Raw genomic sequence first — 3,696 nt, 5'->3', positions numbered from 1 at the left:
GATGTAGTTGGTCGGGGGGATACGAATTAAACAGAAAGATTTAACAGAAAAATACAACCTTGCCTATCCGTCAATACGATCTCGAGTCCAAAGAGGCAGATCCAAATTAAAAGAAATGCTTCTAGATTGCTGCAGTATTGAGTTAGACCGTCGTGGAAATGTTATGAATGTTACTTCTAAAAAATCGTGCAGCGGAGGAAAATGCTGATCACCAGACCATCTACGTAAGCTTCATATATACAAAATTCAAGCTGTTAGAAAAAAAATCAACAAAGTTTGCATCATTTTTAGATTAGTACGTCTTAGTTAGTATTAATCATTAAAAATTTAAATTATGAAAAACAAAATGTACATTACTCTTGCAGCATTGGTATTGTCTGCTGGAAGTATCTTCGCTTATGCGAGCTTATCAAAAACTGATACTAAGAAAAACTGCACTGAAAAGTGTTCAACGCATTGCTGTAATAACGATTCGGGATCTTGTGCTCCGAAAGATTGTAAAAAGTAATTTTTACGTATTTTATTATTTATTAAGACAACTCTTTGAGTTGTCTTTTTTTTAACCGGAACTGATCCCTTTATAGCCACTATGCATCAGAAATTTTAATTTCTAAATCGGAAATATTCTGTATTTTTCTTATTTTTGTCAAACAGAAAAATGAATAATACTACTACATGTTAATTCGTTAGTATTTAAAATTTCGTGCATGATTTAATATTGAAATAGTAAAAATTTGAATTTGGTGCAGAATCGGTGCACAGAGGTTCAAGACATAAATAAAAGTGGCAAATACAGCGGTTTCAAGCTTAAGGTTCGAATCCTGCTCTCCCCACAAAAGTCCTAATCTAAAGATTAGGACTTTTTTTTTGCTAAAAAAACAAAACCTGCAAATCTTAGGATTTTAAGGTTTTTTTCTTTTATACTGCTTTTTCATACTTTTTAAAACCGCCCACAAATTCTATTGTAAAATCGTGACACTTCTAGGCATGGAGTTGTTACTCTTTTTGCAACTATATACGAAAACTTAATTACTTAATAGGAAATACCAAATATTCATCGCTAAAATCAAAAAATGAAAAAGTCTAAAACCTAACTAACAAAGTTTGTTTAAAACATTGAGACTATTCTTCTAATTGCCTTTTTCTAAGATCTTATCGCTTTTTTTTCGGCTCTCCCAAACTTTCCAGCCAGTAAAGCATCTATTTTAAGAAAAAGGCTAGTAGCCATTGCGCTCTTTTCAATAAAAATGCTATCTTTCAACAATCATAACTAATTCTTTTATAATCTTATAGTACACAAAAAGATCACAAAGAAATCCTTAAACTATGAAAATAGTATTTCCGCTTTTGCTTATTTCCTGCATTGCAGAAAACAAGCCCCTTAAGACTGAAAACAAAAATCCAGTCGGAATCATAATACTGGAAAACAATTCCTATGAAGCATTATCTCCATATTTATCCAAAAATATTGATAAAGTATTCAATACCATAACATTTAATAGACTTCATTTCGAGAAAACATTATAAGACAAGAATTTCTTCATATAAATCTCAATTATGCCCTCTTACTCCTATCAACTTTCATCTTAAATAACTCATACGATTCATTCCTTATTAATCAATACTATTATGAAAATTATTTGTCTAATATTTATAGCAGGGCTCTTTTTTAGCTGCCAAAAAATTATAATAAGTGACAATCTGACTTTTGTTCCTCAAAAAAATTTTAAAATCAAAAATTTAAGACTGCCAAAGGAGAATAGCATTTCTATTGGAAGCTATGTCACAGATAAAGATTCTGTAATTTCACAATTCGAAATCCAATCGCAGTATTCGCTTATAGCAATTAAGCTGGCAAACGTCTCTCCTAACATTATTTTTAATGATTACAAAGAGAGTGACTACCCTACACCTGGTTATTTTTCTACAATTAATGAAGATCTGTATGAGATCAATATAAGTCCTCAGATTTTTGATTCAAAAAGCAGAATTGATAAGATAGATTTTTTCTCCGATAAGAAATTAAACTATCAGATAAACAACGACAGCATTAAAAGCTTTAGTCTTAATTTCAATAAATTTGCAATTAAAATTAACAATGACGACAATAAAACCATATATGCAAAAATTGAATATTATGGCCTTAAAAATTTAGATGCGCAAATGCTGCTTTATCAAATCCAAAATGATTCTTTTCTTTTTGTTTTAACTCCCGTGAAAGAAAATATAGCTTTAAAAGAGAATTTTTTATATAATTATCTGTTTAATAAATAGCAACCAATATCTTCTAGAAATAAATGATAGCATTTTAATTTGCTATCTTTTATTTAAGTCTTTTGATAAAATTATTACCTATCAGTATCTAAATTTGTTGTAAAAATTAATTGTCTAAAACTAAAATATGAGCAGTTATATTGATAAATACTAAACGAACTTAACATAGTTTAAAAACTCAGCATCTGTAAAACCGGCTTTCAATATTTGATAGTTTTACTTACCCAAAACTTCCTTTTTTTTAGAGACATTCATCTCAAAGAATCATACATCTATTTTTTTTAAAAAAATAGAATTAAAATCAAAACACTTAGCAAAAATCTAGTGGTTTGATTGATCTTAAAGTTTTTTATGCATCATCTGTCATAGATAATGCTTCAAATGTGCTACTATTATTATTACTGCAAAACTAAATTTACACTCTTAGAAACCAAACATTTGATATTTGGAAATCTGATAATTATAGTAATTAAAAATACTATAATAAAGCGCATTGTACATCTGAATTTAGTAACCTCAATAATAAAACTTAAAACCACAAATGAAAAATAAAAAATTACTAACTATTGGAGTTTTTGCTCTGTTTACTGTTGGAAATATGAATGCACAAAAGAAGCCGTATCTGGATAAAAATAAAACTGTTGAGCAGCGCATAGACCTGCTTCTGCCATTAATGACGCTGGAGGAAAAAGTTGGGCAGATGAACCAATACAATGGCTTTTGGGATGTTACGGGACCGGCGCCAAAAGGCGGAACAGCCGAACTGAAATACGAGCATTTAAGAAAAGGCCTTGTGGGATCGATGCTGACAGTTCGCGGCGTGAAAGAAGTTCGCGCAGTGCAGAAAATTGCAGTCGAAGAAACCCGCTTGGGAATTCCATTAATTATCGGTTTTGACGTGATACATGGCTATAAGACGTTAAGTCCGATTCCGCTGGCAGAAGCTGCGAGCTGGGACTTGGAAGCGATTAAGAAATCGGCTGCGATTGCGGCAGACGAGGCTTCGGCATCCGGAATCAATTGGACATTCGGGCCAAATGTTGACGTTGCGAACGACGCGCGTTGGGGACGCGTGATGGAAGGTGCGGGAGAAGATCCGTATTTGGGAAGCAAAATTGGCTATGCAAGAGTAAAAGGCTTTCAGGGCGAAACTGTTGCCGATCTTCAAAAAACAAATACAATTGCAGCCTGTGCAAAACACTTTGCCGCTTACGGTTATGTCGAAGCGGGATTGGAATATAATATTGTGGATATCAGCAATTCCAAATTGTACAATTCGGTTCTGCCTCCTTTTGAAGCTGCGGTTGAAGCGGGAGTCCGCACGTTTATGAATTCGTTTAATACTTTGAATGGCGTTCCTGCGACTGGAAGCGCTTTTCTGCAGAGAGACATTTTGAAAGGAAAATGGAAATTTGACGGATT

At 32.7% G+C, this 3,696-nt stretch carries 3 protein-coding genes; all 3 read left to right on the top strand.

The window, feature by feature from the left end; genetic code table 11:
* Positions 1 to 1,326: 1,326 nt before the first annotated feature.
* Positions 1,327 to 1,527, top strand: a complete 201-nt coding sequence (locus B3J44_RS21870) for a hypothetical protein (protein WP_286971410.1) — start codon at positions 1,327 to 1,329, stop codon at positions 1,525 to 1,527.
* Positions 1,528 to 1,629: 102 nt separating this feature from the next.
* Positions 1,630 to 2,274: a hypothetical protein gene (locus B3J44_RS21865; RefSeq protein WP_286971409.1), complete on the top strand. Its 645-nt coding sequence runs from the start codon at positions 1,630 to 1,632 to the stop codon at positions 2,272 to 2,274.
* 541 nt (positions 2,275 to 2,815) lie between these two features.
* On the top strand, positions 2,816 to 3,696 hold an 881-nt coding region (locus tag B3J44_RS21860; protein ID WP_286971408.1), incomplete at its 3' end, for a glycoside hydrolase family 3 protein.

Origin of the sequence: Flavobacterium sp. UBA4854 (genome assembly GCF_002399805.1) — a bacterium.
Lineage (GTDB): Bacteria > Bacteroidota > Bacteroidia > Flavobacteriales > Flavobacteriaceae > Flavobacterium > Flavobacterium ginsengisoli.
The sequence above is the reverse complement of the archived record's forward strand: the minus strand, read 5'-3'. Positions and strand labels throughout refer to the sequence as shown.